Here is a 26,638-nt window from a genome sequence, read left to right on the forward strand (position 1 = left end):
TGAAATCCCATGTTATCCCATTGTTAACCGCTAGGGGTCTGCGGACAGGGGAGCTCGTCGTGTTTGTATCCACCGCCACCAATGGAATTGATGCCAAGGGCCGTGTTTCGGTTCCGGCCGGATTCCGTTCGAATGTGGCAGGCGGACCTTTCGACGGGATTTACGTCTGGCCGAGTTTTGATGGTCCGTGGCTGGAAGGCGGCGGGCAGGCCTTGATGGATGACTATCTCGACATGATCGAGGCGATGGATCCCTATGACGAGGCGCGTCAGGCGCTGGAGCAATCCATATTCGGTGAGGCCCGCACGCTGTCATTTGATGCCAATGGCCGGATCACACTGCCAAAAGACCTGGCGGAGCATGCCGGTCTGGACGGGAAGGTCACTTTTGTGGGCCTTGGCCGCCGGTTTGAAATCTGGAATCCGGACAGCCATGCCCGGCGCGCGACAACGGCGCGGGCCTTTGCAAAGGAAAACAAGCTCAAACTCCGCCGCCCCGCCCGGCTGAAGGCGGTGGATCAATGAACCATGTCCCCGTTCTGCTCGACGAAGTTCTGACCGCACTCGCCGCCCGCGACGGTGCCATATACATCGACGGCACGTTTGGCGCAGGGGGCTATACCCGTGCCATCCTGTCGGCTGCTGATTGCCGCGTCATCGGTATCGACCGCGATCCGTCGGTGCGTCCGGTGGGTGAGGATTTGAAGCGGGCCTCCGGCGGGCGCTTTGTGCTCGTCGAGGCGCCTTTTTCGGCGATGCGCGATGTTGTCGCCGATGCAGGCGGCAATCAGGTCGACGGCATTGTCCTTGATCTGGGCGTCTCCTCCATGCAGCTGGATCAGGCCGAGCGCGGCTTTTCCTTCTCGAAGCCGGGGCCGCTGGATATGCGGATGAGCGATAAAGGGCCGAGCGCAGCGGATGCGATCGCACAGCTGTCCGAAAAAGAACTTGCCGACATTTTCTACATATATGGCGAAGAGAAAAAATCGCGCCGAGTAGCGGCGGCGATTGTCCGCGAACGCGCTGAAACGCCTTTCACCACGACAGACCATCTGGCCGCGGTTGTGGCCAAAGCTGTCGGCGGCAAGCATACGAAGACCCATCCCGCCACACGCTCTTTCCAGGGCCTGCGGATTTTCGTGAATGACGAGCTGGGTGAGCTCGTTCGTGCGCTCAGTGCAGCGGAACAACTCCTGTCTCCGCTCGGGCGGCTGGTGGTCGTCACCTTCCATTCCCTCGAGGACCGGATCGTCAAGACCTTCCTGCGTGCCCGTGCCGGTATGAATGCCGGCGGATCCCGCCACATGCCGGAGCTGGAGCAGGGGCCGGAACCCTCTTTCCGTCTTCTTACCCGCAAGGCCATCGAGCCTTCGGTCGAGGAGGTTAACGTTAACCCCCGCGCCCGGTCTGCAAAACTGCGCGCTGCCATCCGCACCGAAGCGCCGTCCTGGCCCATTGATATTTCGCTTTTCCCCAACGCGCCGTCGCTGTCACGGCTGGAGGCTTCCTCATGATACGTGCTCTTAATGTGCTCGCATTCATCGTCGCATCCGTTCTCGCCATCGCCCTTTATATTGCGAAGACCGAAGCCCAGGAAGCGCGGCAGCGACTGGTGGAAATCCGGGCCGATCTCGCCGAAGAGCGCCGCCAGATCAATGTCTTGAATGTCGATGTGGCGCATCTGGAAGACCCGGATCGCCTGCGGGCGCTGGCGCGCCAGTATCTCGGCTTTGAGCCGCTGGATCCGCGCCGCGAAGTGGCCATGTCGGATCTGCCCCTGTTGATCGAGCGGCCTGCACAGCCCTATGCGGTCGTCAGTGAAGGCCCGTCCGAATCCGCCGTTCGTGAGGTCGGGGGTCAGCAATGATCGGCCGCTTCTGGCAGCGAAAGAAGAATACACCGCGGTTTGAATCCTATTCGGACAGCGCGCCTTTGCCTGAGGCCGCACCGGACAATCTGACCCGCGTTTTGCGTGTTGAAAACGAAGACGCCTCCATCGTCGAAGATGCCCGCCATCGCATGATGGTCATCGGCTTCACGCTGGTGATTGCTTTTGGAGCGCTGGGCATTCGCGCCGTCTCACTGGCCCTCTCCGGGGATGAAGCCGTTGCTGTGGCGCCTGTTCTGGCCGACACGCGGCGCGGCGATCTGGTGGATCGCAATGGTCAGGTGCTGGCGACAACGCTGGAAACCTGGTCGCTCTTTGCGGACCCCCACCTTGTCTGGGATGCCCGAGAGACCGCCGAAGCGCTGGTCACCGTCTTGCCGGATCTGAATGTCGACGAGCTAACGGCAGATCTGTCATCGCGGCGCCGTTTTGTCTGGATCCAGCGCAATCTGACACCTCGTCAAAGGCAGGCCGTTTTCTCGCTTGGACAGCCCGGACTGGAATTTCGGACCGAGCCCCGCCGCGTGTATCCGCGTGGACGTCTTGCGGCCCACGCGATTGGACATGCAGGTCGGGACATGACCGGACTGGCCGGAGCAGAGCAGGCCTTCAATTCGGCGCTTTCCAATGATGGTGGCCGCCCGGTGGCGCTGTCCATTGATATGGGCGTGCAATTCCACGTCGATGAAATCCTGCGCCGCTATATGGCCGAGTTTCAGGCCATTGCGGCCACGGGCATTGTCATGGACGTCAATACCGGCGAGGTGCTCAGTCTCGTTTCCTTGCCGGACTTTGATCCCAATCAGGCCAGCACGGCCAGCGCCAATGATCTGCTCGATCGCGCCCTGCAGGCGCGCTATGAAATGGGTTCGACGTTCAAGGCGTTCACGGTCGCGCTGGCGCTGGAAACCGGCATCGCGTCACCCGGCGAAACCTTTGATGCCACGGCACCCTTGCAGATTGGCGGATATACCATTGAAGACTTCCACGCTGAAAATCGCGCCCTGACGCTGGAAGAGATTTTTACGCATTCCTCCAACATCGGGTCGTCTCGGATCGCGCTGGAAGCCGGCGCGGATCGCCAGCGTGATCTTCTGCGTCGGCTCCGGCTTCTGGAGCGTGCGCCGATTGAACTGGCGGAAAGCGCCACGCCGCTTTTGCCACAACGCTGGGGCCCGACCGAAACCGCGACGATTTCCTACGGCCACGGCATTGCGGTCAGCCCGCTGGCCGTGGCGTCTGCCTTCGCCGCCATCGCCAATGGCGGCACCTATGTGCGGCCGACATTGCGCCCGGTCCGGTCTGATGAAACCGTCGCCGGAGAACGCGTTCTGGCGCCAGAGGTCGCGCAAAGCGTGCTTGATATGATGCGCGACGTTGTCGAAAACGGCACAGGTAGCCGCGCTGATGCGCCGGGCTTCCGCGTCGCCGGGAAAACCGGCACGGCTGAAAAACCGGGACGCGGTGGATATGACGAGGATCGGTTGATCTCGTCTTTCTCGGCCGTCTTCCCCTATGACGATCCGCAATATGTTGTGCTGGTGATCCTCGACGAGCCGCAAGGCAACGCCTCCACATACGGGTATGCAACGGGCGGGTGGACGGCAGCCCCCGCTGCAGGCGAAATCATCTCGCGCATCGCATCGATTCTGGGCGTTGAACAGGAAGACGATTCCCTGACCCGCTCCGCCATGGTGCGCGCCGCTTTGATGCCTGACCCTGAACCCGTGGTGAGATCCGACCCGTGAAACTTTCCGAGCTGATATCCCCGGACAGGCTTTCCGGACCGGATGCCGATATCACCGGACTGACGCTCGACAGCCGGGCGGTCCAGCCCGGTTTTCTGTTTGCGGCTCTGCCTGGGCTCCATGTCAACGGTCGCGATTTCATTCCGCAAGCCATCAAGGCCGGCGCGTCGGCGATCCTGACAGAGCCGGGGGTCGACACCGGCGGCGTGCCGGCGGTTTTTGACGAAGATCCGGCCGCTCGATTTGCCAGGATCGCCGCGCGCTTCTATCCGCGGCAGCCGGAAATCATCGCAGCGGTCACGGGGACGAATGGCAAAAGCTCGACCGTCGATTTTCTGCGCCAGATCTGGCGCGATGCGGGCATTGATGGGGCCAGCCTCGGCACGCTGGGTGTGGCGCGCGGGCAGGGCTGGGTCGAGACCGGCTACACGACACCCGATGCCGCCGCCGTCCATAAGGCGCTGGATGCGCTGGCCGTCGATAATTGTACCCATCTGGCGATGGAGGCCTCCAGCCACGGCCTGAAGCAGAAGCGCATGGATGGCGTACGGGTGACGCTGACGGGATTCACCAATCTCACGCAGGATCACCTCGACTATCATCCGGATTTTGCCGACTATTTTTCCAGCAAACTGAAACTTTTCCTCGAACTGGCACCCGATGGCTCGCCGACCATTATCAATGTTGATTCTGAATGGGGCGAGCAGGTTGCAGAGAAATGCAGCGCGCGCGGACTGGATGTAATTCAGGTTGGCTGGCGCGGCCGTGATTGGCGCATCCGAGAGATTACGCCGCGCGCTGCGAGCCAGCTTGTGACGCTGGAAGTCGATGGAAAGACAAAGCGGATTGAACTGCCGCTCGTCGGCGAATTCCAGGTCGCCAATGCGGTCGGTGCCGCAGCGATGGCGGTGCATTCCGGCGTGACGCAAGACGCCGCGCTGGCGTCAGTCGGCAAGCTGAAAGGCGTGCCCGGACGGCTGGAGCTCGCCGCGCGGACATCAAACGGATGTCCTGTGCTCGTTGATTTCGCCCACACCCCCGACGGGCTCGACAAGCTGATCCGCGCCGTTCGTCCGCATACACGCGGGCGTGTCGTGATTGTATTCGGCTGCGGTGGTGATCGCGATCCGACCAAGCGCAAGCCAATGGGTGAAATTGCGGTGAAACTCGCCGACCACGCTATTGTCACAGATGACAATCCCCGTTCCGAAGATGCCGCCACCATTCGTGCCAAAATCATGGAGGGCGCCATCGGGGCCGAGGAGATCGGCGACCGCGCCCGGGCCATCCGCACAGCGCTTCACCAGTTGAAGCCGGGCGATACGTTGCTCCTGGCTGGAAAGGGCCATGAAACCGGCCAGAAAATTGGCGATGTCACCTATCCCTTCGATGATCGCGAAGAAGCCCGGAAGGCGGTCGCCGGCATGGAGGGCGATCATGGCTGACACGCTCTGGACAGCCCGGGAAGCCGCAGTCGCGACATCCGGCCAGCTCACGGGCGGCGAAAACTGGTCCGCCAGCGGGATTTCGATCGATACAAGGTCGATCAAACCCGGCGATCTGTTTGTCGCCTTGCAGGACCAGCGCGACGGTCATGATTTCGTGCCGGATGCCATGGCGCGCGGCGCGGCGGCGGCACTCGTCGCCCGGTCGGATTGTGGCCCTGGTGCCAAATTGGTCGTGGAGGACACGCTTGATGGATTGCGCAGTCTGGCACGCGCGGCCAGAGAGCGTTCGGCCGCCATCCGCGTCGCGGTGACAGGAAGCGTTGGAAAAACCAGCGTCAAGGAAGCCCTCGCTGCCGTTTTCAGAAGCGTGGGCACAGCGCATGCGTCTCAGAAATCCTATAATAATCATTGGGGTGTGCCCCTGACGCTGGCGATGACTCCTCAGACTTCCGAGCGCGCCGTCTACGAGATGGGCATGAACCATGCCGGCGAAATCCGCGAACTCTCGACACTCGTGCGTCCGCATGTTGCGCTCATCACCAAGATCGCCCCGGCGCATCTCGAAAACCTCGGTTCGATGGAGGCCATTGCCGATGCAAAGGCCGAGATATTCGAAGGCTTGAACCCGGACGGTGTGGCGGTCTTCCCCGCCGATGACGAGTTTTCGCCGCGCCTCGCTGAACATGCCGCCCGGAGCGCCGCAGCATTCATGCTCGAATTCGGGCGTGAAAAGTCTGCCGCTATCCGTATCCTAGATTTCGAAACCGGACCAACGGGCGGCAAAGGGCGGATCAGCGTGCTCGGCAAAGAGGTCAGCTTTTCAGTCGCGGCACCCGGGGATCACTGGGCATGGAATGCGGCAGCGATTTTTGCCACAGCCATTGCATCCGGCGTGGATGCGGAAGCGACGGCCGATGCGCTGGCCGGGCTGACGGCCGGGGCCGGACGCGGTGCGATGCGTCAGATCCCGATCCGGGGCGGGCACTTCACGCTGATTGATGACAGCTATAATGCCAATCCGGCCTCGATGCGCTCGGGGCTTTCCATTCTGGGAGCCACAGAGCCGGCAAGCGGACGCAGGATCGCCATCCTGGGTGAAATGCTCGAGCTGGGCCCGGATTCACCCGCGCTTCATGCTTCGCTGGCAGACCCGATTCATAAAGCACATGCCAATGCGGTTTTTCTGGCGGGCAAGGGAAATGTTCCGCTGCGGGATGCGTTGCAGATCGGACGGCTGGCAGCTTACGCCGAAACGGCAGACGAGCTTTGCAAGCTTGTTGCGGGTTATATCGGACCGGGGGATGTGGTGTTCGTGAAGGGATCAAACGCATCGGGGGTTCACAAAATCGCCCGAATGCTCGCCGAAGACGATCTTGGCGCTCGGGGACAGGGATAGAAATTCACCATGCTGGAATGGTTGCTACTGCCGTACGCTGAAGATTTCGCCATCTTCAACCTTCTGAACTACATTACTTTCCGCACCGGCGGCGCGCTGATGACGGCGCTGGTGATAGCCATTTTTGGCGGGGCTCCCTTTATTCGCTGGTTGAAAAAGAAGCAGCGCGAAGGCCAGCCGATCCGCGATGACGGTCCGGAACGGCATGTCATTGAGAAAGCGGGCACGCCGACCATGGGCGGTTTTCTGATCCTTGTCGGGATCATCGTGGGAACCTTGCTCTGGGGCGATTTGACCAACCAGTATCTGTGGGTCGTGCTGTTCGTCACCATCGGGTTTGGTGCCATCGGCTTTATTGATGACTACCGCAAGGTGACACAGCGATCGACAGCGGGCCTGTCCGGCTGGATCAAGCTGGTGCTTCAGTTTGCGATTGGCGGTGTGGCCGTCTGGTGGATGACCAGCCTGCTCGGCGAGGCACCGGATGTCCCGGACGGATTTGCAACCTCGGTAGCGCTGCCCTTCTTCAAGGATGTGCTGATCCCGCTCGGACCATTTTTCCTGCTATTCGGCATGTTCGTCATTGCGGGCTCGTCCAATGCGGTCAATCTGACGGATGGTCTGGATGGCCTCGCTATCGTACCCGTGATGATCGCCGCGGCGAGTTTCGGCTTCATCGCCTACATCGTTGGCAACGCCATTTTTGCAGATTACCTGCAGCTCAATTTCACGCCCGGGACCGGTGAACTGGCCGTCTTCTGCGGCGCGCTGCTGGGCGCGTCTCTGGGCTTTCTCTGGTATAATGCGCCCCCGGCAATGGTGTTCATGGGCGATACCGGTTCGCTATCACTGGGCGGTGCGCTGGGAACGATCGCCATCGCGGTGAAGCACGAAATCGTGCTCGCCATAATCGGCGGTCTGTTTGTGCTCGAAATGGTGTCGGTGATGGTGCAGGTCACCAGTTTCAAACTCTTTGGCAAGCGCGTCTTCAAGATGGCGCCAATCCACCACCATTTCGAAAAAATGGGCTGGCAGGAGCCGACCATCGTTGTCCGTTTCTGGATTATCGCGGTCATTCTGGCCCTGATCGGCCTGTCTACCCTGAAATTGCGCTAGGCTCATATGATCCCGGTTCCCGGATATGAAGACCAGCTTGTCACCGTCTTGGGGCTGGGTCGAACCGGGATAACCGCGGCCCGCGCCCTGACAGCAGGCGGCGCCAGGGTTCTGGCGTGGGACGATAATGCGGAGACGCGCACACGCGCCAAGGCCGCCGGGCTGGAACTGACCGATCTGGATCGCGCCGACTGGATGGACGTGAAAGCGCTGGTTTTGTCGCCCGGCGTTCCGCTCACCCATCCTGAGCCGCATCGCTTCGTGAAAAAAGCCGCAGAACATGATGTGCCCGTCATTGGCGATATGGAATTATTCGCTCGGGCCATGCAGACCCTGCCTGTGGATCGCCGTCCGAAAATCATCGGTATTACCGGAACCAATGGCAAGTCGACGACGACCGCATTGATCGGCCATATCCTGAAGAAGGCGGGCCGTGATGTCCGCGTCGGCGGCAATATTGGCGATGCCGTTCTCGGACTTGAACCACCGCGCGCCCACACCGTCTATGTGCTGGAATTATCGTCCTACCAGCTCGACCTGGTGCAATCGCTTCACTGCGATGTCGCCATCTGGCTGAATCTGACCGAAGACCATATCGAGCGCCACGGCGATATGGCGGGCTACAAAGCCGCCAAGTTCCGGATATTCGCGAACCAGTCCGCAGACGATCTCGCAGTCATCGGTATCGACGACGATCATTCCGCCGGGGTTATGAGCCGCTTGAAATCCGGCGGCGCTCAGCAGATCACGGCCATTTCGTCCGGTCATTCTCTGGGCCGGGGCGTATATGCCATCGGCGGCAAACTCTTCGATGCAACGGGCAATACCTGCCATGAAGTCCTCGATCTGGCGTCGGCTCCCGCGCTTCCCGGACGTCATAATGCGCAGAATATCGCAGCCGCCTATGCAGCTCTGCTCCATATCGGACTGAGCGCCGATCAGATGGCCCCGGCGATCCGGAGCTTCCCCGGTCTGGCGCATCGTCTCGAATTTGTCGGCGCGCTGAAACACATTCGTTTCTTCAACGATTCCAAGGCCACCAATGCAGATGCGGCGGCCAAGGCTCTGGCCAGTTTTGACAATATCTACTGGATTGCCGGAGGCCGCAAAAAGGAAGGCGGTATCGGCTCTCTGGCTGAATACTTCCCCCGTATCACCAAGGCCTATCTGATTGGAGAAGCAGCCGGCGAATTTGCGGCAACGCTGGCCTCGGCTGTGCCGTGTGAAATGGCCGGGACGCTGGAAAACGCCATCGACCTCGCCGCGCGAGATGCCGGTTCCAGCGGACGGGCAGCGCCGGTCATTCTTCTTTCACCTGCTTGCGCGAGTTTTGATCAATTCAGGGATTTTGAGCATCGCGGAGACGTTTTCCGGATGCTGGTGCAATCCCGGATCGGAAAACCGTAAGGGGCAGACATGGTTGCGATCGAGGCACGGCATTTCGGGGATTGGTGGAAGTCGATTGACCGGACGCTTCTATTCGTGGTGCTCGCCCTGATCAGTGTGGGGCTGATCCTGTCGCTGGCGGCCAGTCCCGCGGCGGCCGTCCGCGAAAATTTCTCCGACCCGTTTCACTTTCTCTATCGTCACAGCTTTTTTGCGGCGCTCAGCCTGATCGTGCTGTTGGCGGTTTCGTCGCTGTCCCGACGTAATATTCGCCGCCTGTGCGCGCTGACGCTGGTCGGATCACTCGCCCTGATCGTGGCGACCGTTCTGATGGGACACGAAGTGGGCGGCGCATCCCGCTGGTTAAGGGTCGCCGGCTTCTCGCTACAGCCGTCAGAATTCCTCAAGCCGTCCCTGATCGTGATGTCGGCCTGGCTGTTTGCCGAAACCCGAAATGGCGCGCCTATTCCGGGCCGGGTGATTGCTTTCGGTCTCTATCTGTCCAGCGTGATCCTGTTGATGATGCAGCCCGACTTCGGTCAGTCCATCCTCATCACGCTTTGTTTTGGCGGCGTTTTCTTTGTGTCGGGCCTCAACTGGCGCTGGATGGCCGGACTGGCCACGACGGCGACGGCCGGCGTGATTTCAGCCTGGATGTTCCTGCCCTATGTCGCGACCCGCGTGGAGAGTTTCCTCAATCCGGATTCCGGGGACCGCTATCAGACCGAAACCGCCATCGCCGCAATTTCGCGCGGGGGCCTGATGGGCGTCGGACCGGGCGAGGGGATCATCAAGCGTTCGCTGCCGGATTCGCATTCCGATTTCATCTTTGCGGTGGCCGCCGAGGAATTCGGCCTGATGGCCTCGCTGGCCATTATCGGGCTGTTTTCCATTCTGGTTGCACGCGCCTGGATGAATGCGCTCAAGCTGACCGATCATTTTGCCCAACTGGCCGTCACCGGACTGGCGCTTCAGTTCGGCTTGCAAGCGGTCATCAATATCGGGGTCAATCTGGATATTATTCCGCCCAAGGGCATGACCCTGCCCTTTATCTCCTATGGCGGCTCCTCCATGCTGGCGCTGGCAATGGGCGCCGGACTGATGCTGGCATTGACCCGGCGCCGTCCCGGCGCGTATCTGCGCGCATGACAACACCAAAACGGGCATTGATCGCGGCAGGCGGCACGGGCGGGCATATGTTTCCGGCGCGCGCCGCCGCGCAGGAACTGGTTGCGCGCGGCTGGGAAGTGCGGCTGGTCACCGATGCGCGCGGAATGAAACACACGGACGGATTTCCCGCCGTCTCGGTGGATCAGATTCGCGCGGCCAGCCCGGTCACGAAAAACCCGGTCAAGCTGGTCAGGGCATGGATTGAATTGCTGGCCGGACTGATGTCCTGCCGCAATATCATCAAGACCTGGAAGCCGGACGTGGTCGCCGGGTTTGGCGGCTATCCGGCCTTTCCGGCGCTGATGGCGGCGCGGCAGAAAAACCTGCCCTTTGCCATTCACGAACAGAATGCCGTCCTCGGCCGCGTCAATCGCGTCTTTGCCAAGGGCGCGGGCTTTATCGCCTCCGGCTTCGAGCGTCTGGACCGAGCGCCCGAAACGGCCAAGCGGCTGATCACCGGCAATCCGGTGCGAACCGAATTCATTGCGGCACGGGAAAAGCCGTTTCCCGGCGAAACCGGACCGATCCGGATTTTCGTGCTCGGCGGCAGTTTGGGTGCCCGGATTTTATCCGAGACGGTGCCGGAGGCGATCGCAGAACTCCCGGAAAGGCTCAAATCCCGCCTTGAAGTCGCCCAACAAACCCGCGAGGAATCGCTCGCAATGGCTCAGGACATCTACCAACACGCCGGCATCAAGGCGGACTGCGCGCCCTTCTTCGGCGATGTTGCGGTTCGTCTGGCCGCCGCGCATCTGGTGATCGCGCGGGCCGGTGCCTCCAGCGTGTCCGAGATCGCCTGTGTGGGCCGTCCCGCCATTTTCGTACCGCTCGCCATAGCCGCCGACGACCACCAGACGGCGAATGCCGAAGGTCTCGTCGAGGCAGGTGCCGCCGATTCCATCCCCGAAACCGAATTCAACACCGAAGCCCTGACCGCCCTGCTCGACGTCCGGCTTTCCAACCATGCGGAGCTGACCGACCGGGCCGCGAAATCGGCGTCTCTGGGGCGACCGTCTGCCGCGGCGCTGTTTGCAGACGCGCTGATCTCGCTTGAACAAGGACACTGACCGCATGCCTCACAGAAGCCTGCCCGTTCGCGTTGGCCCTATCCATTTTGTCGGCATTGGCGGCATCGGCATGAGTGGCATTGCCGAGGTTATGCTCAATCTCGGTTATTCGGTGCAGGGCTCGGACATCAGGGAAAACCCGAATGTCGCCCGTCTGCGCGACAAGGGTGCGGACATCCGGATCGGACATGCCGCAGAGAATGTGAAAGGCGCCGGCGCGCTTGTCGTGTCGACCGCCATCAAGCCGGACAATCCGGAATTGGTGGCGGCCCGCGAAAAGAAGATTCCGGTTGTGCGGCGCGCGGAAATGCTCGCCGAGCTGATGCGCCTGAAATATTCTGTGGCTGTGGCGGGGACCCACGGCAAGACAACAACCACATCGCTGGTCGCGGCGCTTATGGATGCGGCTGAACTGGACCCGACTGTGATTAATGGCGGCATTATTTCCGCCTATGGCTCGAACGCCAAAATGGGTGCTGGCGACTGGATGGCGGTCGAGGCGGATGAGAGCGATGGTTCTTTCCTGAAACTGCGCGCGACTATCGGTATTGTCACCAATATCGACCCCGAACACATGGAGCATTATGGCAGCGTCGAGAAACTCCACGATGCCTTCTACCGCTTTGTCGAGGGTCTGCCATTCTATGGCTTTGCAGTACTTTGCACCGACCATCCGGACGTGCAGAGCCTCGCCTCGAAAGTCACCGACCGCCGCTTGATCACTTACGGGTTCAATCCGCAGGCCGATGTGCGCGCGGAAAATCTGGAGATGACGCCGGCGGGTTCGACCTTCGATGTTGTCTTCCGTGACAACGGCCATTCCGAGCGCTGGGACGGCGTTTTCCTGCCGATGATGGGCGAGCACAACGTGCTCAACACCCTCTCCGCGATTGCGGTCGCGCGCGAACTCGGTGCGACGGAAGCCACCGCAAAATCCGCCCTGAAGGCCTTTGGCGGTGTGAAGCGCCGCTTCACCAAAACCGGTGAGTGGAAAGGCGCGGATATCATCGATGATTACGGCCATCACCCGGTCGAGATTGCCGCCGTTCTGAAAGCTGCACGTCAGGCCAGCAAGGGCAAGGTGATCGCGATTGCCCAGCCGCACCGATATACGCGCCTGCACGATCTGTTTGATGATTTCTGCACCTGTTTCAACGATGCCGATTCGGTCCTGATCGCGCCGGTCTATGAGGCCGGTGAAACCCCGATTGACGGGGCCAGCGCCGAACATCTGGTGGAGGGGTTGAAGGCGCATGGCCATCGCGATGCCCATACCATCACGCGTGAAACCGTTGCGGCTGCGGTCGCAGAACGTGCTGAAGCGGGCGATGTCATTATCTGCCTCGGGGCCGGCGACATTACGGCCTGGGCTTATGCCCTGCCGGATGAATTGAAGGCGCTGGGGTGAGCGATCTCGTCAGAAAACTCCCGGCCGTTCGCGGCAAGTATCTGGAGAATGCACCGCTGGCCGACATGACATGGCTGCGCGTTGGCGGCCCGGCGGAAGTGCTGTTCCTGCCCGCCGACGAGGCCGACCTCGCGCGCTTCCTCGCAGAAACACCGGACGAGATTCCGGTACATATTCTGGGCGCGGGCTCCAATACGTTGGTCCGCGATGGCGGCGTGCCCGGCGTGGTCGTCCGCCTGACCGCGCCTTTTGGAAAAGTCGAGGCAATCAGCGGGACGCGCCTGAAAGCAGGGGCGGCCGCGCTGGACAAGAAGGTTGCCCAGGTCGCGGCAAAATCCGGCATTGCCGGCATGGAATTTTTCACCGGTGTTCCCGGCGCGATTGGCGGCGCGATCCGGATGAATGCCGGTTGTTACGGCACTGAAACGCGCGACGTGCTGATCGAGGCCGTGGCTCTGGACCGGGCCGGGCGGCGCTTTATCGTGCCGGTTCAGGACCTCGGATATGATTATCGCCATTCCGAGGCGCCGGAGGACTGGATATTTGTCGAGGCGCTTTTCGAAGGCGTCCCGGAAGATCCGGCCACCATCACCGCGCGGATGGACGACATCACGGCGCGCCGCGAGCAGACCCAGCCGATCCGCGAAAAAACCTCCGGCTCGACCTTCAAGAATCCGGACCCGCCCGGCACGCTGAACCAGCGCAAGGCCTGGCAGCTGATTGATCAGACCGGCTGGCGCGGCAGGAAAATCGGCGGGGCCTGTTTTTCAACCCAGCATGCCAATTTCCTGATCAATGACGGCACGGCCAGCGCAGCCGATCTGGAAGCTGTAGGCGAGGGCGCACGCACCGACATAAAAGCCGCGACCGGCATTGATTTGCACTGGGAAGTGCGCCGCATTGGCGTGGAGACAGCCAAATGACCAAACGCATCGCAGTACTTCTGGGCGGAATGTCCGCCGAACGCCCGGTTTCGCTGGTCTCCGGCAAAGCTTGCGCCGATGCGTTGCGCCGCAAGGGTTGGGATGTGGTCGAGATCGATCCGACGCGTGAACTGGCCAAACAACTGGCCGATGCCGCGCCGGATGTGGTTTTCAATGCTTTGCATGGTGAGTGGGGCGAGGACGGCAAGGTCCAGGGCATTCTCGAGCATTACGGCAAGCCTTACACGCATTCCGGCGTGCTCGCCTCGGCTCTGGCCATGGACAAGCAGAGGGCCAAGGCCGTGCTGGAAGTGTTTGGTGCGAAATGCCCGGAGGGCAAGCTGGTCGATCGCTATGAAGCGGCCAAAGACCATGCCATGGCCCCGCCCTATGTCGCCAAGCCGAATGCGCAAGGCTCGTCTGTGGGTGTGTTTATCGTGCTCGAAGGCACCAATCGTCCGCCGGCAGAGCTGGCGGACCCAAAATGGGAGCTCGGTAGCGAAATCCTGATCGAGAAATTCATTCCGGGACGCGAACTGACCGTTGCCGTGCTGGGCGACAAGGCGCTTGCCGTCACAGAAATTATTCCGAAGACTCGTTTCTATGATTATGAGGCGAAATATGCAGCCGGCGGCTCCGTCCACGAGATTCCGGCAAGGATTCCAAAGGCTATCGAGGACGAGGCCAAACGCCTCGCTTTGATCGCGCACCAGGCCATGGGCTGCCGCGGCCTGACGCGCTCTGATTTTCGCTACGATGAATCAGCGTCAGAGCCGCTATGGTTACTCGAAATTAACACCCAACCGGGCATGACTCCGACTTCCCTCGCCCCTGAACAGGCGGCGTGGAGCGGGATCGAATTTGACGATCTCGTTCAGTGGATGGCGGAGGATGCGACATGTCCAAGGTGAAACGCGCTCCGGCTCGGCGAAAGCCGACCCGGCGCAAATCACCCCGGAAGCAAACCGCCGCAGCGTCCGCGCCGCGGCGTTTTCGTAACTGGGTGGAAGCCCGGCTTCGCGGTGCGCGTTACAGCGCCGCCAATGCCGCACGCCTCTTTGCAGGCCTCGCCGCTGCATTGATCCTTCTCATTCTCGGCGGCTTTTTCATTTTTGGCGGGCTGGATGATCTGGGCGCCTCGGCAGAGCGCATGGCCGCCAATCGCATGGCAGCGATGGGGCTCGCGATCGACATCATCGAAGTCTCAGGCGTCGAACCCGAACAGGCCGCAGAAGTCGCGACAACGATATCGGTCTTTCGCGGGCAACCCATGCTGAATTTCAACCCGAACGCCGCCCGTGCCGAAGTCGAGGCTCTGCCCTGGGTCAGAGAAGCCAGCATTGTGCGCCTCTGGCCCGACCGGATTGCCGTGATTATCGAGCCGCGCGCTGAATTCGCGCTGTGGCAGATCGACGGCGACATTCACGTCATTGACCGCGACGGCGCGGTGTTGGGCGAGGCCGATGCCAATGAATGGCCCGACCTGCCGCTTGTCGTTGGTTTTGGTGCCAATGAAGAGGCTGAATTCCTGATCGAGATCCTCGAACACCATGAAGAGATCGAGAGCCGGGTATCCGCGATGGTGCGCGTCGGTGACCGCCGCTGGAATTTGCGCCTCGTCAACGGGCTGGATATCAAACTGCCGGAAAGCGAAGTCGGTGCAGCGTTGGCGTTGCTGGCGGCCATGCATGCAGAGCGCGGTGTTCTGCGACTGGACGCCGAGAGTATCGATCTGCGCCAGCCCGGCGAAATGATTTTACGGGCGCGGCCTGAGCGCGCGCGCGCGGCCGGCATGGAGGAGCGCGAGGCGTGAGCTTGTTGTCCTTCCTCTCCGGCGAAAAGACTAAGTCAACGGGTCAAGCCAAGCCGGGCATTTGCGCGGCGCTGGATCTGGGTTCATCCAAGACGGTCTGTTTCATCTCACGCACAGAACAGACCGCAGAAGGCGCGCGGCCGCGCATTATCGGCGTCGGGCACCAATCCTCACGCGGCATGAAGGGCGGTGTCATTTCCGATCTGGAACTGGCGCGCGCCAATATTCGCGAGACGGTCCAGCGCGCCGAGCGCATGGCCGGCGTGGCGATCAGTCAGGTCAGTGTCGCGCTGACAGCCGCGCGGGCGCGGGGCGAAGGCATCACGCTGGAATCCGCCATTGCCCGTGGCGAGATCACGGAACGGGATATGCGCCGGCTACAGGATGCCGCCATCGCCGAATTTCAGCGCCCGGACGAAGTCATCCTTCACGCCATCGCGGTGTCCTGGGTTGTGGATGGTCAGGACGAAGTCAGCGATCCGCGCGGCATGTATGGTCGCAATCTCGCGGTCAACATGCACATTGTAACAGCGCCGGTAGGCCCCTTGCGCAATCTGCTCAATTGTATCGAGGGCTGTCATCTCGATCTCAAGGCCGTCATCGCCTCGCCCTATGCGGCGGGTCTGGCAGCGCTCACCGATGACGAGATCGAACTGGGCGCGACGCTGATCGATATGGGCGCCGAGACCACATCTGCGGCGGTGTTCGCATCCGGCAGTCTTGCCCGCCTGACGGCCGTGCCGGTCGGCGGTCGCCATGTCACCAGCGATCTCGCGCGCGGGCTCCAAACGCCACTGTCGTCGGCGGAGCGCATCAAGATCCTGTACGGCTCCGCGCTGGAAAGCCCGAGCGACGACCGGCAGATGATCGAGGTGCCACCCGTGGCCGGCGATGGCGACCGGATGAATGCGGCTCCGCGCTCCATGCTCAACTCCATCATTCGTCCGCGGCTGGACGAGACGTTCGAAATGCTGCGCGACAAGCTCGATCTGAGCGGCCGCCTGGATCAGAACCATCGCGTTGTGCTGACCGGTGCCGCCGCCCAGCTTCCGGGGGCCAGGGAAATTGCTTCCCGCGTCTTCGGCCGCCCGGCGCATCTGGCGCAGCCGCACAGCGTATCGGGTCTCGGGGATGCGGTCAGTGGCCCCGGCTTCTCGGTGGTCGCAGGCATTATTCTGCGCGAAACCCGCGGCGCGGCGGAAGCGATTTCCGGCCCGCCGAAGCTGAATGCCGCACGCAGCAGCAGGGGTGCAAAGCGCGCTCAACCGCAGCGGGAAACGGTCTGGCGGTGGCTGGCTGAAAGCTTTTAGAGAAAACCCACAAAGAATCTTGTGGATTTAACCCGCAATTAATCGCTGCAGGACGAAATTGTCGTCGAATCCTGCGTTAACCTTTAGGCTTCGTATACGGAGCGGCCATGGCCCTGAATATATCTGTTCCAGAAACTACCGAACTTCGCCCCCGCATCCTCGTATTCGGAGTGGGCGGCGCCGGTGGCAACGCCGTCAACAACATGATTGAATCCCAGCTTGAAGGGGTCGACTTCGCCGTTGCGAACACCGACGCACAAGCGCTGGCCCGATCGAAAACCGAGCGGCGTGTCCAGATGGGCGCGGCGATTACCGAAGGCCTGGGCGCAGGGGCTCGGCCGGAAATCGGCGAGCAATCGGCCGAAGATTCACTGGCTGAGATCATGGAGCACCTGGCCGGTGCCCATATGGTCTTCATCACGGCCGGTATGGGCGGCGGCACCGGGACCGGAGCAGCGCCGGTCATAGCCCGCGCCGCGCGCGAACAGGGCATTCTGACCGTTGGCGTTGTCACGAAGCCGTTCCAGTTTGAAGGCTCTCGCCGTATGCGCATTGCAGATGCGGGCATTGAACAGCTTCAGGAGCATGTCGACACGCTGATCGTCATCCCGAACCAGAACCTGTTCCGCATTGCGACTGAAAAAACCACCTTTGCCGAAGCCTTCCAGATGGCGGATGATGTTCTCCATTCCGGTGTCCGCGGCATCACCGATCTCATGGTCGCCCCGGCCTGATCAACCTCGACTTCGCCGACGTCGCGCGGTCATGGACGAGATGGGCAAGCGCGATGATGGGCACCGGCGAAGCCTCGGCGAGGATCGCGCGAATTGCAAGCAAGAAGGCCATTGCCAATCCGCTGCTCGACGAGATCAGCCTGAAGGGTGCCAGGGCGTTCTGATCAACATCACCGGCGGCTATGACATGACCCTTTACGAGGTCGATGAAGCGGCAAACGAAATCCGCAATCAGGTCGATCCCGATGCCAATATCATTGTCGGTTCGACCTTCGATGAAGCACTGGACGGCACTATCCGCGTGTCCGTCGTTGCGACGGGCATTGATGCCGAGCAGCAGGTGGCGGTCGATCCGCGCCGCGCCCAGCCCCGGTCAAATGCCGCGCCAGCCGTGGATCCACACGCCGGCATTCTGCCATGGAAGCGTGATGGCGTAGGCGAGCGGCCCGGCAAGGCGGCCACCGCCAGCAACGAACGCCAGGGCCCGCTTGTGCGCCGTCTGCACGAGGAAAAGGCAGAATACCGCCCCGCGCCGCAAGCAGAAAAGCGCGAGCCGGAAATACAGCAATATGCAGATCCGGTGGCCGCGGAGATCGAGTCCGATCCGTATATGGATCAGGATACGCGCCCGCAGGTTATTCGCGATCAGGAGCGTGTGGCTGCCGAGGCTGAACGTTTCCGCCCGGAAGCCAAGCCGCGCCAGGAACAGCGCGTTGAAGCGCGCGAAGACCTGATCGAGGAACCGGCAGAAGAGCGCAAGTCAGCCTTCTCCCTTTTCGGCCGCCGCAAGCGCCCCATGGCGCCATTGCCAAAGACGCCGCCTCGCCAATCCGATGACGACGTGGCCCGGCCACGCAACCCTCGTCCGGCGACGGGAGATCTCTTCGGCGAAGACGGAGAAGACACAGATCTGGAAATCCCGGCATTTCTGCGCCGTCAGGCCAACTGACCGGGCGTTCCAGGCGCGTAACAAACTGCAACAATGCTTTAATTGCAGCCGTCAACTCCGGCCTCTAGGACAACCCTTGAAGAAATCTGCGCTATTTGCGCCTGACCTCGTTGGTCTGATTTGTGTTTCGAAGGGTGTTGAGTGTGAGTAACCGGAAGACATTGGCAGCCGTATCGGTGTGTGCAGGGATTGGCCTCCACTCCGGTAAGCGCGTGCGCATGGTGTTGAAGCCGGCCGCTCCGGGCACTGGCATCCATTTCATCCGCTCCGATCTGACGGGCGATAACCGTATTGCCGCGCACGTAGACAATGTTTCGACCGTTCGCCTCGGCACGACCATCGCGAACGAGGCCGGCGCCAGTGTAGCAACGGTTGAACATCTGATGTCGGCTTTCGCGGGTCTGGGCGTTGATGATGCGATTGTCGAGATCGATGGTCCGGAAACGCCCGCCATGGACGGATCGGCCGCACCCTTTGTCGAGCTCATCCGTCAGGCGGGCCTGAAGGAAACAGCTGCGCCCTTGCGCGTCATCCGTATCCTGAAGCCGATTTCGATCGAGATGCAGGGACGCACCGCAACCTTCCTGCCCTCCATCAAGCCTGCGATCGATGTCGAGATTTCATTCCCGCACCCGACCGTGGGCCGCCAGCGTTATGCGTTTGATGTCTCCGACCGGATTTTTGCAGACGATGTCGCCTCTGCGCGCACCTTCGGCTTCCGCAAGGATGTCGAGGCGATGCATGCTGCCGGTCTCGCGCTCGGCGGCTCGATGGATAATGCGGTCGTGATTGATGATTCCGGGATCGCAAACCCGGAAGGCCTGCGGTTTGCTGACGAGTTTGCCCGTCACAAGGCGCTGGACGCGCTGGGTGACCTGTCGCTGGCCGGGGCGCCGATCTTCGGGCGTTACTTCGCACATCAGCCGGGTCATGCTCTGAATGTTGCGGCTGTACGGGCGCTTCTGGCAGACAGGTCGGCTTGGAAAATGGTCTCCTACGCGGATGTGGATGCCCGGCTTGAGGTCGCCTCACTGGAAGGCTGAACCAGCGCTTTCAACGCCGCTTCGCTTGCGCTACAACACACATCGAATTGAGTGACCCTGCCGGGTCTGTCGGCCTTGCGCGGAGTAATTATGACCTTTCTGACGCGTTCCCTGATTTTAGTAATGGCAGCCGCGACCCTGACGGCCTGTCAGTCTCGCCGGATTTCAGAATCGAGTGTCTATGTCGAACGCGAAGTAGAGGCGATTTACGCCGCGGCCGTCGAGCGGCTGGACGACCGGCGCTGGTCCGATGCAGCAGATCAGTTCGACGAAGTCGAGCGGCAGCACCCCTATTCGGAGTGGGCGCGTCGCGCCATGCTGATGGCAGCTTATGCCAACTATCAGGCCGGCAATTACGAAGAGGCGATCTCCGATGCGGAGCGCTTTATTGCGCTTCACCCCGGCAATCGCAGTGCGCCTTATGCCTATTATCTCGTCGCCATCAGTCATTACGAGCAGATCATTGATGTCGGCCGCGACCAGCAATCGACAGTGAGCGCTTTGAATGCGCTTCAGCAGGTGGTCCGTCGTTATCCGGAATCCCGCTATGCACAGGATGCCCGCCTGAAAATCGACATGACCCGCGACCATCTGGCGGGCAAGGAGATGGCGATTGGCCGCTGGTATCTGCGCCGCGGTTTCCACCTGGCGGCCATCAACCGCTTCCGGAATGTTCTCGAGAATTTCGAGACCACGACACACACCCCCGAAGCCCTGCACCGGATTGTCGAGTCTTACGTGGCACTCGGCATTGATGAAGAAGCCACTCAGGTGGCGGCCGTCCTCGGGCACAACTTCCCGGGCACCGACTGGTATGAAGATACTTATCGCCTGCTGACCGAGGAAGGCATTGCCATTCCGAATCCCGATTTGCAGCCGGAAAACCCGTCCTATTGGCAACGGGCCATGGACCGGCTGTTCGGCTAGGGCGTTTGCCGGATGCTGACAGCTCTTTCGGTCAGAAATATTGTTCTTATCGATGCGCTGGACGCAGAGTTTGACGCCGGTCTGTGTGCGCTGACCGGCGAAACCGGCGCCGGCAAGTCCATTCTCCTCGGCGCGCTAGGGCTGGCAGCGGGCGAGCGGGCCGACCGCGCGCAAGTCAGTGCGGGCCATGATGACGGCAGCGCGTCTGCCACCTTCGAGATTCAGGACGGCCACGCCGTTGCCGGTCTCCTCGCCGAGGCGGGGCTCGATATAGAGCCGGGCGAGGGGCTGGTTTTGCGCCGCCGCGTCACCGCCGATGGCCGCAGTCAGGCCTGGATCAATGATCAGCCCGCCAGCGTCAGCCTGCTGCGGCGTATCGGCGAGACACTGGTCGAAGTGCATGGCCAGCATGACGGGCGCGGCCTGCTCGATCCAAAAACCCACCGGGGACTGCTGGATGATTTTGCAAACAATGCAAAAGAGCGCGCCGCTGTTTCCGAGACCTGGAAAAAGCTGAGCGAAGCCCGCGAACGGCTTCAAGCCCTGGAAGAAAGCCGCCAGACGGCAGCCGATCAGGAAACCTTCCTGCGCCATGCGCTCGAGGAGCTCGATGCGCTGGAACCGCAGCGCGGTGAAGAAGCGACACTCGCCGAAGAGCGAAAATTTCTGCAGAACGCTGAGCAGGCGCTCACTGAACTCGATGAAGCGCGCAGTGCGCTGGAATCCGATGGTGGATTGTCATCCCGGCTGAACTCTGCCCTGCGCGGTATGGAAAAGGTCCGCTCATCTCTGGGCGAAGGCGATGCCGGCAGTGCCGGGGCGGCGCGGACCGCGCTGGATCGCGCAACGGGCGCGCTCGACCGGGCGCTGATCGAATTCACCGAGGCTGAAGATGCGCTCTCGGATGCCGCCAATACGTTTGAAATTGAACCCGGACGTCTGAACGAGGTCGAAGAACGACTCTTCGGTCTCCGCGCCGCCGCGCGCAAGCACGATGTTGCGGTCGACGATCTGAGCGATATCCGCACCGAACTTGGCGAAAAGCTCGACGCGATTGAAAATGCCGATGACCGGGTCAAGGAAGCGGAGAAGGCGCTTAAGGCCGCAGACGCCGCCTTCGATACAGCCGCCGGCAAGCTGACGCTTTCGCGCGAAAAGGCCGGGAAGGCCCTGGCAAAGGCCGTAATCGCCGAGTTGCCACCACTGAAACTGGACAAGGCACAATTCCGGGTCGCGATCGAGACAGACCCCGACCGGTCCGGACCAAACGGCCGGGACCGGATCGCCTTCGAGGTCATGACCAATCCGGGCACGCCCTTTGGCCCGCTCGACAAGATCGCCTCCGGCGGCGAACTCGCGCGCTTCGCGCTGGCGATCAAGGTCAGCCTGTCCGGTGGCGAACAGGGGCTCACCCTGATCTTTGATGAAGTGGATCAGGGCGTCGGCGGCGCCGTCGCCGCGGCGGTTGGCAAGCGGCTGAAACGGTTGGCCGAAACCGGTCAGACCCTCGTCGTGACCCATTCGCCACAAGTTGCCGCCATGGCCGATCATCACTGGAAGATCGAGAAGGCCGAGGATGGCAAGGGCCGCGTGCGCACGACTTTGCGGCCGCTGTCCGGGGACGAACGCCGTGAGGAAATTGCCCGCATGCTGTCGGGTGAAAATGTCACCGATGCCGCGCGGGCCCAGGCCGATGAGTTGATGGGGACGGCATGAGCGCGCTCAAGGATGCCGGTGATCTCACCACGGATGAGGCAGAGGCCGAGATTGCGCGTCTGTCGGCCGAGATCCGCAAGCATGACCGTGCGTATTATCAAAACGATGCGCCGAAGATATCCGACGCCGCCTATGACGCCCTTCGCCTGCGGTTGATTGCGATTGAAGATCGCTTCCCGCTGCTGGTGAGGCCGGATAGCCCGACGCAGAAAATAGGCGCGGCCCCGTCCGGCAAGTTCGGCGAAGTGCGTCACGCCCGGCCCATGCTGTCGCTCGGCAATGCCTTCAATGATGAGGATGTCGCGGACTTCATCGCCCGTGTCCGGCGCTTTCTGGGGCTGAGCGACGCCGATGAGGTCCGGTTTACGGCTGAACCCAAGATCGACGGGCTGAGCCTGAGCCTGCCGCTACGAGAGCGGCCACCTAGTGCAGGCCGCGACCCGCGGCGATGGCGAGACGGGCGAGAACGTCACCGCCAATGCCCGCACCATCGACGATATTCCGGTCCGGCTGCAGGGCGCGCCCGAGGTATTAGAGGTGCGCGGCGAGGTCTATATGAGCCATGCCGATTTCGAGGAACTGAACGCGCGGCAGGCCGCGTGCGGCAAGACCTATGCCAATCCGCGCAATGCCGCCGCCGGGTCGCTTCGGCAGCTCGATCCAACGTCACCGCTGCGCGTCCGCTGCGGTTCTTCGCTTATGCCTGGGGCGAAGTCGGCGCCGCTCGCCGACACGCAGATGACGCGATCAAGCGGCTCGGCACAGCTCGGCTTTCCGTCAATCCCTGACCAACCTGCGAGGCCCCGCTGAACTGCTGGCCGCATTATCGCGAGATCGAGCGGGCGCCGCGCGATGCTTGATTATGATATCGACGGGGTGGTCTACAAGGTGGACCGGCTGGCGCTGCAGGCGCGGCTCGGCTTTCGCTCGACCACGCCGCGCTGGGCGATTGCGCATAAGTTCCCCGCCGAACGCGCCACCACCAGTCTCAATGACATAGAGATACAGGTGGGGCGCACCGGTGCCCTGACGCCCGTCGCCAAGCTGGAGCCCGTCACGGTGGGCGGGGTCGTTGTGTCCAATGCCACGCTGCACAATGAAGACGAGATCGCCCGCAAGGACATTCGCATCGGCGACACAGTCGTCTTGCAGCGGGCCGGGGATGTCATCCCGCAGATCGTGGAGGTGATGCTGGATTTGCGGCCGGAGGGGGCACCGGTTTTCGAGCCGCTGGCAACCTGCCCCTGTCCTCTGCAAACGCCGACGGCGCGCGAATTCAACGAACGTACCGGCAAGATGGACGCCGTGCGCCGTTGCACGGGCGAACTCGCCTGTCCCTTCCAGAAGAAGGAGCATTTGAAGCATTTTTCTTCCCGCAAGGCGTTCGACATTGAAGGTCTGGGCGAAAAGCAGATCGAGTCCTTCTTCGAGGAAGGTCTGGTTCGCGAGCCAGCCGATATCTTCACCTTGGCAACGCGCAACCGGGAGGGTGCGGTGCAACCACCCTTGCAGGAGCGCGAGGGGTGGGGCGAAACCTCGGTCGGCAATCTTTTTGCGGCCATTGAAGACCGCCGGACCATTGGTCTGGCCCGCCAGCTCAACGCCCTCGGCATTCGCCATGTCGGCGAGGGGACGGCGCGCCTGCTTGCCCGCGCTTATACCAGCTGGGACGCCTTCAAGGCCGCTGCGACGGCGGCTGCTGAAGATGGCGAGGCGCGCGAGGGCCTGCTGGGCATTGACGGTGTGGGAGAGACGGCCACCGACGCGATTGGCCGCTATTTCGCCGAGCCGCATAACCTCGAGCTCGTCCAGCGGCTCGAAGACCAGATCACCATCGAGGATGCCGAAGCCGTGGCGGCCGACAGCCCCGTCGCCGGCAAGACGATCGTCTTTACCGGCACGCTGGAACGCGTCACGCGCGATGAAGCCAAGGCCAAGGCCCAGTCACTCGGCGCAAAAGTCTCTGGCTCGGTGTCGGCGAAAACCGATATCCTCGTCGCCGGTCCGGGGGCGGGGTCGAAGCTGAAGAAAGCCACGGAGCTGGGTGTTCAGACCCTCACCGAGGACGAGTGGTTTGAGCTGATCGGGGCTTAATCCCCGACCCGCCGGTAGATCCCGTCAATGCGCATGTCCTCGCCCTCGAACTGGATGAGATAGGCGCTCATCGTCTGTTCGAGCACGCCGAGGTCATCGACCTTGCACAGGCCTTCCTCGTCGGGCGCGAGGCCGATCTCCTCGCGCGTGGCTTCGGCAAGCTCTGAACAATCGGGGATGTGATAAGCAATCACGCCATCTTCATAGACCCACATCAGACCGTAGGAAAACGCGCGCGGTCCATCACGGGCGGGAATTTGCGCGAGCCAGACATTGCCGCCCATGGAGCGGAAGCGCGAATTATTGTGCGGGAAATTGTCGGCGCGGGAATAATAGCGCATGCCGCGCCCGCGCCGGATTTCACCTTCCCAGGTCGCGCCCGCCCATTCCACGCCATTTTCCGGATCGACCGGCGCATGGACGAAATAGCCGTCCTCCAGCGGTTCGCCCGCCAGACGTTGGGAGATCAGTTCCTCATCGGAATAGAAGCATCCGGCCGCCAGCAGGGCGAGGCCGATGACGGCCAGAATACGCATCAGGGTGTCGCGCCGGACAAGGGTTCGCACGCCCGGATCAGCCAGCTGGCGGCATCGCCATCCAGCAGGGGCAGGACACGCTCGCGCACACCGGCATGATAGGTGTCCACCCACGCCACTTCCTGCGGTGTCAGCAAATGCGTGTCGATCAGCGCCTTGTGCAGCGGCGCCCATGTCAGGTTTTCAAAGCCCATCATGTCGATCTCGCCGCCCTCAATGGGTTCCGGATCGGTGACATAGATCAGGTTTTCAATCCGGATGCCGTATTCGCCTTCCTTGTAGAAGCCCGGCTCGTTCGAACAGATCATGCCCGGTTGCAGGGGTTCGTCAGAGCCTGCCTTGGCAATGCGTTGCGGGCCTTCATGCACGCCAAGGAAACTGCCGACGCCGTGGCCGGTACCGTGACCATAATCCAGACCTGCCATGTAGAGCGGTAGACGCGCGAGAATGTCCAGCTGTCCACCCGTCGTTCCCTTCGGGAAGCGCACCATCGCCAGACCGATATGGCCCTTGAGGACCTGTGTGAAGCGGGTCCGCATTTCCGCGGTCGGCTCGCCAATCGGCACGGTGCGGGTCACATCCGTGGTGCCGTCCGGATACTGGCCGCCGCTGTCCACCAGATAGAGCGAACCGGGTGCCAGCATCAGATTGGAGGCTTCCGATACGCGGTAGTGCGGCAGAGCCCCGTTCGCGCCATAGCCGGAAATCGTATCAAAGGAGAGGTCGCGCAATTCGGTCAGCTCGCCGCGCAGGCTGGCCAGCTTCTGGGCCGCAGTGATCTCGTCCACTTCGCCCGATTGCGCCTCGGTATCCAGCCAGTGCAGGAAGCGTGACAGCGCCGCACCGTCGCGCACATGGGCGGCGGCCGCGCCCTTGAGCTCGGTTTCATTCTTCATTGCCTTGGGCAGGGCTACGGGGTCGCGGCGGCGCACCGGCGTCGCACCGGCCGCGCTCAGCGTGTCAAACACCCAGGCCGAGCAGGACGCGGGATCTACGCTGACTTTTGATCCGGCCAGCTCTTTCAGACCGGCCTCGAATTCGCTTTCCGGACGCAAGGCGACTTCATTGCCGAGATGCGAGCGCACCTCGTCCGTCACTTTTTCAGGCGCGACATAAAACGTCGCCGTACCATCCTTGCGGATGATCGCGGCGCCGAGTGGCAAGGGCGAGCGCATGACGTCACCGCCGCGCAGATTGAACAGCCAGGCGATCGACGCCGGCGCCGTGATGGCGGCAGCTTCCGCGCCATCTTCGGCAATCGCCTCGCCAATGCGGGTGCGCTTGTCGGCATGGTCCTCGCCGGTAAATTCGGTGGGATGCGCAATCAGCTGGGCCATCGGCGCGGCCGGGCGGTTCTCCCAGGCGGCATCAATCGGATTGCTCTCGACCGCCACCAGTTCGGCCCCGGCCTTGCGCGCCGCTGCCAACAGGCGATCCAGCGCGTCCGGGCTGTGCAGCCTGGCGTCATAGCCGATCTTCGATCCGGAAACGGCATTCTTGGCGAGCCATGCGGCAACACCGCCACCGGTCAGATCTTCCAGGCTGAACAGGTCCTGATCGACCTGCTCGCGCGATTGCACCGTATAGCGGCCATCGACGAAGATGGCGGCCTTGTCGGTCAGCACGACGGCTGCACCGGCAGAGCCGGTAAAACCCGTCGCCCAGGCCAGGCGCTCGGCGCAATCGGGCAGGTATTCGTTATTGTACTCGTCCTCGTGCGGGATGATGAACCCGTCGAGCCCGGCTTCGGCCAGTTGCGAGCGGAGTAGCGGCAGGTGGTCCCGGCCCAGTTGCGGGCCGCCCTTCACCTCAAAAGATTGTGCGCGATAATGTGTCATGGCGCGGAAACTACGCCGCCGAGGGGCGGCTTTCAATGGAAGTCCTCGGCTATGCAAAACTAAATGGCAGGTTTGAATTTTTCGCACTTCTCAGCCGGGCCGGGCGGGCGCATGTGCAGCGCAACAAAG

At 62.0% G+C, this 26,638-nt stretch carries 20 protein-coding genes and 2 pseudogenes; 20 read left to right on the top strand and 2 right to left on the bottom strand.

Annotated features, from left to right (window positions below; translation table 11 throughout):
* Positions 1 to 59: 59 nt before the first annotated feature.
* From HXX25_RS02190 to ligA, 20 genes and pseudogenes are all read left to right on the top strand, one after another.
* The gene (locus HXX25_RS02190; RefSeq protein WP_187166898.1) at positions 60 to 524 is read left to right on the top strand and encodes a division/cell wall cluster transcriptional repressor MraZ; all 465 of its coding nucleotides are present in this window, start codon (positions 60 to 62) and stop codon (positions 522 to 524) included.
* On the top strand, positions 521 to 1,513 hold the full coding sequence (rsmH, locus tag HXX25_RS02195; protein WP_187166899.1) for a 16S rRNA (cytosine(1402)-N(4))-methyltransferase RsmH: 993 nt from the start codon (positions 521 to 523) through the stop codon (positions 1,511 to 1,513). Before HXX25_RS02190 ends, rsmH begins: the two co-directional genes overlap by 4 nt.
* Entirely contained in the window at positions 1,510 to 1,866 is a 357-nt protein-coding gene (locus HXX25_RS02200) for a hypothetical protein (RefSeq protein ID WP_187166900.1), read from the top strand. Before rsmH ends, HXX25_RS02200 begins: the two co-directional genes overlap by 4 nt.
* Complete coding sequence (locus HXX25_RS02205) at positions 1,863 to 3,635, top strand: penicillin-binding protein 2 (protein WP_187166901.1); 1,773 nt, start codon at positions 1,863 to 1,865, stop codon at positions 3,633 to 3,635. Before HXX25_RS02200 ends, HXX25_RS02205 begins: the two co-directional genes overlap by 4 nt.
* Complete coding sequence (locus HXX25_RS02210) at positions 3,632 to 5,080, top strand: UDP-N-acetylmuramoyl-L-alanyl-D-glutamate--2,6-diaminopimelate ligase (RefSeq protein WP_187166902.1); 1,449 nt, start codon at positions 3,632 to 3,634, stop codon at positions 5,078 to 5,080. The genes HXX25_RS02205 and HXX25_RS02210 overlap by 4 nt, the downstream gene beginning before the upstream one ends.
* Positions 5,073 to 6,479: a UDP-N-acetylmuramoyl-tripeptide--D-alanyl-D-alanine ligase gene (murF, locus tag HXX25_RS02215; RefSeq protein ID WP_187166903.1), complete on the top strand. Its 1,407-nt coding sequence runs from the start codon at positions 5,073 to 5,075 to the stop codon at positions 6,477 to 6,479. Before HXX25_RS02210 ends, murF begins: the two co-directional genes overlap by 8 nt.
* Before the next feature lie 9 nt (positions 6,480 to 6,488).
* The gene (mraY, locus tag HXX25_RS02220) at positions 6,489 to 7,595 is read left to right on the top strand and encodes a phospho-N-acetylmuramoyl-pentapeptide-transferase (protein WP_187166904.1); all 1,107 of its coding nucleotides are present in this window, start codon (positions 6,489 to 6,491) and stop codon (positions 7,593 to 7,595) included.
* A gap of 6 nt (positions 7,596 to 7,601) precedes the next feature.
* Positions 7,602 to 9,002 carry a UDP-N-acetylmuramoyl-L-alanine--D-glutamate ligase gene (gene murD, locus HXX25_RS02225; protein ID WP_187166905.1) on the top strand — a complete coding sequence of 467 codons (1,401 nt, stop codon included), beginning with the start codon at positions 7,602 to 7,604 and terminating at the stop codon, positions 9,000 to 9,002.
* A 9-nt stretch (positions 9,003 to 9,011) separates the two neighbouring features.
* Positions 9,012 to 10,130 (top strand): putative lipid II flippase FtsW, encoded by a 1,119-nt coding sequence (ftsW, locus tag HXX25_RS02230; protein WP_187166906.1) that lies wholly within the window; start codon positions 9,012 to 9,014, stop codon positions 10,128 to 10,130.
* On the top strand, positions 10,127 to 11,218 hold the full coding sequence (gene murG / locus HXX25_RS02235) for an undecaprenyldiphospho-muramoylpentapeptide beta-N-acetylglucosaminyltransferase (protein WP_187166907.1): 1,092 nt from the start codon (positions 10,127 to 10,129) through the stop codon (positions 11,216 to 11,218). The genes ftsW and murG overlap by 4 nt, the downstream gene beginning before the upstream one ends.
* A gap of 4 nt (positions 11,219 to 11,222) precedes the next feature.
* Positions 11,223 to 12,626, top strand: a complete 1,404-nt coding sequence (gene murC / locus HXX25_RS02240; RefSeq protein WP_187166908.1) for a UDP-N-acetylmuramate--L-alanine ligase — start codon at positions 11,223 to 11,225, stop codon at positions 12,624 to 12,626.
* Positions 12,623 to 13,549, top strand: a complete 927-nt coding sequence (gene murB, locus HXX25_RS02245) for a UDP-N-acetylmuramate dehydrogenase (RefSeq protein ID WP_187166909.1) — start codon at positions 12,623 to 12,625, stop codon at positions 13,547 to 13,549. Before murC ends, murB begins: the two co-directional genes overlap by 4 nt.
* Complete coding sequence (locus tag HXX25_RS02250) at positions 13,546 to 14,460, top strand: D-alanine--D-alanine ligase (RefSeq protein ID WP_187166910.1); 915 nt, start codon at positions 13,546 to 13,548, stop codon at positions 14,458 to 14,460. Before murB ends, HXX25_RS02250 begins: the two co-directional genes overlap by 4 nt.
* Positions 14,448 to 15,362 carry a cell division protein FtsQ/DivIB gene (locus HXX25_RS02255; RefSeq protein ID WP_187166911.1) on the top strand — a complete coding sequence of 305 codons (915 nt, stop codon included), beginning with the start codon at positions 14,448 to 14,450 and terminating at the stop codon, positions 15,360 to 15,362. The genes HXX25_RS02250 and HXX25_RS02255 overlap by 13 nt, the downstream gene beginning before the upstream one ends.
* The gene (ftsA, locus tag HXX25_RS02260; protein ID WP_233346829.1) at positions 15,359 to 16,672 is read left to right on the top strand and encodes a cell division protein FtsA; all 1,314 of its coding nucleotides are present in this window, start codon (positions 15,359 to 15,361) and stop codon (positions 16,670 to 16,672) included. Before HXX25_RS02255 ends, ftsA begins: the two co-directional genes overlap by 4 nt.
* A gap of 107 nt (positions 16,673 to 16,779) precedes the next feature.
* Positions 16,780 to 18,355, top strand: a pseudogene (gene ftsZ, locus HXX25_RS14235) (cell division protein FtsZ).
* Between the two features lie 143 nt (positions 18,356 to 18,498).
* Complete coding sequence (gene lpxC, locus HXX25_RS02270; protein ID WP_187166912.1) at positions 18,499 to 19,398, top strand: UDP-3-O-acyl-N-acetylglucosamine deacetylase; 900 nt, start codon at positions 18,499 to 18,501, stop codon at positions 19,396 to 19,398.
* A 90-nt stretch (positions 19,399 to 19,488) separates the two neighbouring features.
* Entirely contained in the window at positions 19,489 to 20,325 is an 837-nt protein-coding gene (locus tag HXX25_RS02275) for an outer membrane protein assembly factor BamD (RefSeq protein WP_187166913.1), read from the top strand.
* A 12-nt stretch (positions 20,326 to 20,337) separates the two neighbouring features.
* Entirely contained in the window at positions 20,338 to 22,041 is a 1,704-nt protein-coding gene (gene recN / locus HXX25_RS02280) for a DNA repair protein RecN (RefSeq protein ID WP_187166914.1), read from the top strand.
* Positions 22,038 to 24,135: pseudogene (ligA, locus tag HXX25_RS14240) on the top strand (NAD-dependent DNA ligase LigA). Before recN ends, ligA begins: the two are co-directional and overlap by 4 nt.
* On the opposite strand, the gene HXX25_RS02290 reads toward ligA, so the two are convergent.
* A complete protein-coding gene (locus tag HXX25_RS02290) occupies positions 24,132 to 24,701 on the bottom strand; it encodes a hypothetical protein (protein ID WP_187166915.1) in 570 nt (189 codons plus the stop codon). The pseudogene ligA and the gene HXX25_RS02290 overlap by 4 nt on opposite strands.
* A complete protein-coding gene (locus HXX25_RS02295) occupies positions 24,671 to 26,509 on the bottom strand; it encodes an aminopeptidase P family protein (RefSeq protein ID WP_187166916.1) in 1,839 nt (612 codons plus the stop codon). The genes HXX25_RS02290 and HXX25_RS02295 overlap by 31 nt, the downstream gene beginning before the upstream one ends.
* Positions 26,510 to 26,638: the final 129 nt, after the last annotated feature.

Source organism: Hyphobacterium sp. CCMP332 (assembly GCF_014323565.1).
GTDB lineage: Bacteria > Pseudomonadota > Alphaproteobacteria > Caulobacterales > Maricaulaceae > Hyphobacterium.